Raw genomic sequence first — 4,966 nt, 5'->3', positions numbered from 1 at the left:
TGGGTGATGAGGCCCACTACCCCCCGGCCCAGCAGCACGCCCAGCCCCAGCCCCAGCGCCGAGCCGATCAGGCTGAGCAGCGCCGCCTCGCCCAGAATGAGCGCGAACAACTGCCCGCCCGTCGCCCCCAGGCAGCGCAGGACGCCAAACAGGGGCCGGCGCTGGATGACGCTGAAGGTCACGGTGTTGTAGATGAGGAACATGCCCACCACCAGGGCCAGCATGCTCAGCGCCGTCAGGTTCAGCTCGAAGGCGGCCGTCATCTGCTGCACCGCGTTCTGGCGGGCGGCGGCCGTCTGCAGCGCCACCCCGGCTGGCAGGATGGCCGCGACCGGGGCCAGCGCCGCCTCGCTCTCCGCGATCAGATCGATGTGGCTCAGCCGCCCCGCCATGTCCAGCAGCTCCTGGGCCGAGGCGATGTCGGTGAAGAGGATGCCGCTCAGCGCCCGCTCCGTGGCGCTGTCGGCCGGGCGCAGCAGGCCGGCGACCCGCGCCGCCGCTTGCCGCCCGTTGGCCTCCACCGTCAGCGTGTCGCCCAGGGCCACGCCGCGCGCCTCGGCCGCCGCCGCCGACAAGATGATGCTGGCCGGCTCGGTCAGGAAGGCGGTCAGCGCCTGCGGGTCGAGGCCGGAGTCGCCGGCGGCGCTGAAGTAACTGCGAAAGGGCGGCTCGGCGAACGGGTCAACGCCCACCAGCCGCAACGGCTGCCCGCCCAGCTCCGGCACACTCACGTACCCCTCGACCACCGGCGCGGCCGGCCCAAAGCCCAGTTCGACGCGCAGCCGGCGGTACACTTCCTCGTCCAGCCCGGCCGGGCCGCCGGCGATGCGGTGCGTGGCCTTGCCCGTCACGGCGTCGGTGGACAGCGCGAACGCCCGCCGCGCCGAGCCATTGGCCAGGTCAATGGACACCATCATCGCCACGCCGATGGCCACGCCCAGCACGAACAAGACGTACTGGAACGGATGCCGCCGCGCGCGCCGCCAGGCAAGACGGCGGAGGGGGGTGTTGCTGATCATGGGGGTTACTGGTAGTGAGTCAGTGGGTCAGTAGGCCAGGTCAGTGGGCCAGTAGGTCAGTACATACTGTCAACTGACCACTGACCTACTGACCCACTGAACTACCGGCCGATCACCGGCAGAAAGTTCTTAACCTTGATCGCCGGGCAGCGGAACGGCGTGGTGCGCCCCACCTCTTCCAAGGAAAGGTCGCCCGTGTCCTGCGCCCGCAGCGTCAGGTGGTAGGTGACGCCGCACCGCGCGGCGAAGTCCTGCTTGACGAGCGACGGCAAATAGCTGCCCGACGGCGGGTTGGAGACGTCGGTGCGAAAGTCGTAGAGCACCGCCCCCGCCGCCGCGCCGTCCGCCTGGGCCACCAATTGGAAACCGAGCAGCGCCCGGCCGGTATCGGGGACGATGGGCTGCCAGTTGTCCACGTGGATGCGGCAACTCGTGGGCGTCTCCAGGTAGCAGCCGCCGTTGATAGGGCCGCTGAAGACGTTAGGGGCGGCCAGCGCCTCCTGGGCCGGCGGCCGGCGCGCCACGCCCCAGGCGGTCAGCAGCGCCAGCGCCAGCAACAGGACGCCCACCCGTGCGGCCTTGCTCATGAACATCGCCATAGCCCGGCTCACGGCGCGGACGCCGGACAGGTGAACTGCGCTGTCTGCCCGTAGTTGAGCGGGTTCGCGTCGCTCGTATCCTTGGCGACCATGTTCACGGCGTAGGTCTGGCCGCACTGCGCGGCGAAGTCCTCCATGACCAGCGACGGCGAGTAGTCGGCGGCCGGCGGGTTGGATACGTCGGTGCGGAAGTCGTAGATGGGATTCCCGTTGGCGTACAGCGTGAACTGCTGGAGCCGGGCGCCCGCGCCGTCGTCAATGTTGATTGTGAACGGGTCGATATGGATTTTGCAGACGTTGGCCGCGGCGATGTAGCAGCCGCCGTTGATCGGGCTGGCGAAACCGGCCGGCGCGTTGGGCGCAGCCGTCGCTTCCCGCGACGTCGCCAGGCGCAGCCCGACCCCGGCGCTCGCGACGAGCGCCAGCAGGACGGCAATGAGCAACACTCGACTTTTCATGTGCACCTCTCCATCGGGCAGACGCATCGAGGCGGCCACCCCGTACAGGATAGCAGGGGCGAGATTCTCGCACACGGTACAAATTGCTTATCAAGTGGCCGGTGGCCGGTGAACCGTGGTTAGGGCTGGCCGCTGACCACTCTCAATGCGCCGTCATGCAACTGCAACACCCGATCCGCCCGCGCCGCCACGTCCGGGTTGTGGGTAGCCATGATGAGCGTGCGGCCGGCGTCGCGGGTCAGCTCCAGCAGCAGGGCCAGCACCCGTTCGCCCGTCTCGTCGTCCAGGTTGCCCGTCGGCTCGTCAGCCAGCGCCAGCAGCGGGTCGTGGGCCAGGGCGCGGGCGATGGCGACGCGCTGCTGCTCGCCGCCGGACAGCTTGTCGGGGTAGGTGTCGCGCCGGTCGGCCAGCCCCACGCGCTCCAGCAGCCGCAGCGCCGGCCCCTCCACCGCCCGGCGGTCGCGCCCGGCCAGCTCCTGGGGCAGCGTCACGTTCTCCAGCACCGTCAGCGTCGGAATGAGGTTGAAGAACTGGAAGACGAAGCCGATGTGGTCGCGGCGGAAGAGCGTCCGGTCGCGCTCGCTTAGGGCGGTGATGCGCGTGCCCAGGATGGAGACGTGCCCCTCGCTCGGCCGGTCGATGCCGCTGATCAGGTTGAGCAGCGTGCTCTTGCCGCTGCCGCTGTGGCCCAGCAGGACGACGAACTCGCCCTGGACGAAGTCGTAGTCGACCCGATCCAGCACCCGCCGCTCCCGGCCGCCCTCCTGGAAGCCCTTGCTCAGTCCTTCCAGCCGGACGACGGGCGCGGCGCTGATAACGGCCCTCTCTACGGCTCCGTTCGCGGCGGGTTGCCGTTCCAACAGCGCCGCTATCTGCTCTGTCTGCTCATCAATCATAGATTCCGAACCTCGTCTATGAGTATGGTACGATGCCGGCCGGGAATCAAGGCAAGCAGCGGCGAAAGTGGGCCGGTTCTCATACTGGCCGGGCAGCGGAGTTGGCGGTCGCGGCAATAAAGAAGCGGCGCCCCGCTGCCGTGGCGCCACTTCACCCTCATCATTCACGTCCGGCCAGTAGCGTTCTCCGCAGAACGCTCCGGAACGCACAACGAACGGCTAACGCTGATAGCCGTCGCTCAACGTCTTCAAGAAGGCTACAATGGCCCTTTCCTCGGCCGAGGTGAGGCCCAGATCGCCCAGTTCAGCGGTGTTCACGTTCGCCGACACCTCCGGCGCAGGCCAGCAGTTAGCGGCCAATGCTTGCGCTTCGGTGTAGGGGCCGGGGCACGTGGGTTTCACGTCCCGGGTGTTATAGAAGTGGACGATCCCCTCCAGCGACTTGAAGTAGCCATTATGTCCGTAAGCTTTGACGACCGCGGTGTTTGGCCGCAGGCCTACATTGCGCAGCGTCGGCACCTTGTGCTTCCCCCACTCCGCCATGTAGACCGCTTCCGGATAGCCGGCGTTCTTCAGGAAACCGCCTAGGCCTGGGTCCACAAAGCTGAGGCCGGCCGGGTTATCTGGGTTCTGTGGGAGGCCCAGATTGTCATAAGTGAAGTCGGTGAACAGCGCCCCTTGCCCATTGCTGGTGTGGCAGCGGTGGCACATCCCCTTGCCCCGGAACAGCGCGTAGCCTCTCTGTTCCAGCTGGGTCAATTTGACAGCCCGCGGGCCGCGGGACAGGTCGTACTTGGAACTGAAGGCATTTACTTCGTCCGAGTCCTCGTAGGCCGCGATCGCGAGGGCGATCGCGTCATAGGCTGCGTCTGAGGTGGCGCGGTCAGCCGTCGCCAGGGAAACCGGGCTTCCCGGCGCCGCACAGGCCGCCTCGACGTCAACGGGCCAGGTAATATCGCAGGCCGTGCTGCCCCACACGTTCTCCAGAGAGACGGGATAGGACGCCATGCAGACCCGATACACCACGCACGCCGAATCCGGCAATGCTTGCTCCACCGGATTCAGGAACGGGCCCTGAGCCTGGTCAGCGGCCGGGTTGCCCAACTTCTTCCCGGTCGCGCGGCCATCCCAGAAGTTGCCGCCCACAAACAAACCCTTCCGGGTCAGATGGAAAATGGGGCTTAGCGTGGCGTAGGCGGAGACTGGCGGCCGGCGGTCGCCAAACCGGCCGGCAATCGAGCCTTCATAAACGGCGCCGCCCTGGTTAATGGCGGAGTCAGGTCCAACCCAGCCCACTTCTGGCGCGTGACAGGTCGCGCAGGACTGGTTCTTGTTGAGGGACAAGTCTTCATCGAAGAAGATCGACTTGCCAAGTTGCTCTATGGGGGAGAGCTTTACGCCGGAGGAGTAACCGCCCGCTCTGGCCGCGCTGGCCAATAGCAGCAAGACGGCGCTGATGAGTATTAGCCCTATCCACACTCTTTTGTGACGCATCTCAGACTTCCTCCTGAGTGAGAAAACGGTCGATGGGTGGCCCGTCCGCGACGACAGTCACCATCACCGCCCAAGGTGAATGAGTGGCACAACACAAGGGCCGCCTGGTCAACGTTAACCCATATTCTCCCTCCCTTATCACGCGCCGCGCCGAAGACAACTGTTGCGCTTCGCTACACGGCAACAGGGCAGCAGGTAATTCCATTGGCTCCAGTCAAAGGATACCAGGAGGGTGGACAAGCAGTCAGGTGTCAAATGTCATGCTCCTCGCTGACATTTGACACTTTATGCTAGGAAACAGAGGCGGGAATGTCTCGCTGCGCGGCGATATATCGCACCCGCTCCACCAATTCGCTCAGCATCATCGCCGTCGCCCCCCACACCTGGTGGCCGCCGACGAGGAAGAAGGGCACGCGCATTCGCAGGCCGTGCAGCTCCCATTCCTCTTCCACCCGCGTGGCCGGGTCGAGCAGCAGGTCGAGTGGAACCTCGACGATGGC

5 protein-coding genes and 1 pseudogene are annotated in these 4,966 nt (G+C 66.4%); all 6 read right to left on the bottom strand.

Annotation, left to right across the window (positions count from 1 at the left end; all coding sequences use genetic code 11):
• Positions 1 to 1,019 (bottom strand): ABC transporter permease (locus ACE3UY_RS12480; protein ID WP_374687843.1); only part of this gene is annotated, 1,019 nt, incomplete at its 3' end.
• Positions 1,020 to 1,120: 101 nt separating this feature from the next.
• A complete protein-coding gene (locus ACE3UY_RS12475; RefSeq protein WP_374687842.1) occupies positions 1,121 to 1,606 on the bottom strand; it encodes a hypothetical protein in 486 nt (161 codons plus the stop codon).
• Between the two features lie 20 nt (positions 1,607 to 1,626).
• Positions 1,627 to 2,076 carry a hypothetical protein gene (locus ACE3UY_RS12470; protein WP_374687841.1) on the bottom strand — a complete coding sequence of 150 codons (450 nt, stop codon included), beginning with the start codon at positions 2,074 to 2,076 and terminating at the stop codon, positions 1,627 to 1,629.
• Between the two features lie 119 nt (positions 2,077 to 2,195).
• A complete protein-coding gene (locus tag ACE3UY_RS12465; protein ID WP_374687844.1) occupies positions 2,196 to 2,891 on the bottom strand; it encodes an ABC transporter ATP-binding protein in 696 nt (231 codons plus the stop codon).
• Between the two features lie 300 nt (positions 2,892 to 3,191).
• Complete coding sequence (locus ACE3UY_RS12460) at positions 3,192 to 4,466, bottom strand: cytochrome-c peroxidase (RefSeq protein ID WP_374687840.1); 1,275 nt, start codon at positions 4,464 to 4,466, stop codon at positions 3,192 to 3,194.
• A gap of 290 nt (positions 4,467 to 4,756) precedes the next feature.
• Positions 4,757 to 4,966, bottom strand: a pseudogene (locus ACE3UY_RS12455) (CoA pyrophosphatase); the annotation flags it as partial.

Source organism: Promineifilum sp. (SeqCode) (assembly GCF_041918635.1).
Lineage (GTDB): Bacteria > Chloroflexota > Anaerolineae > Promineifilales > Promineifilaceae > Promineifilum.
The sequence above is the reverse complement of the archived record's forward strand: the minus strand, read 5'-3'. Positions and strand labels throughout refer to the sequence as shown.

Bases quoted from the DNA above. Each gene is read 5' to 3' on its own strand.
- ACE3UY_RS12475 (WP_374687842.1), bottom strand. From the start codon at position 1,606: ATGAGCAAGGCCGCACGGGTGGGCGTCCTGTTGCTGGCGCTGGCGCTG.
- ACE3UY_RS12470 (WP_374687841.1), bottom strand. From the start codon at position 2,076: ATGAAAAGTCGAGTGTTGCTCATTGCCGTCCTGCTGGCGCTCGTCGCG.
- ACE3UY_RS12460 (WP_374687840.1), bottom strand. From the start codon at position 4,466: ATGCGTCACAAAAGAGTGTGGATAGGGCTAATACTCATCAGCGCCGTC.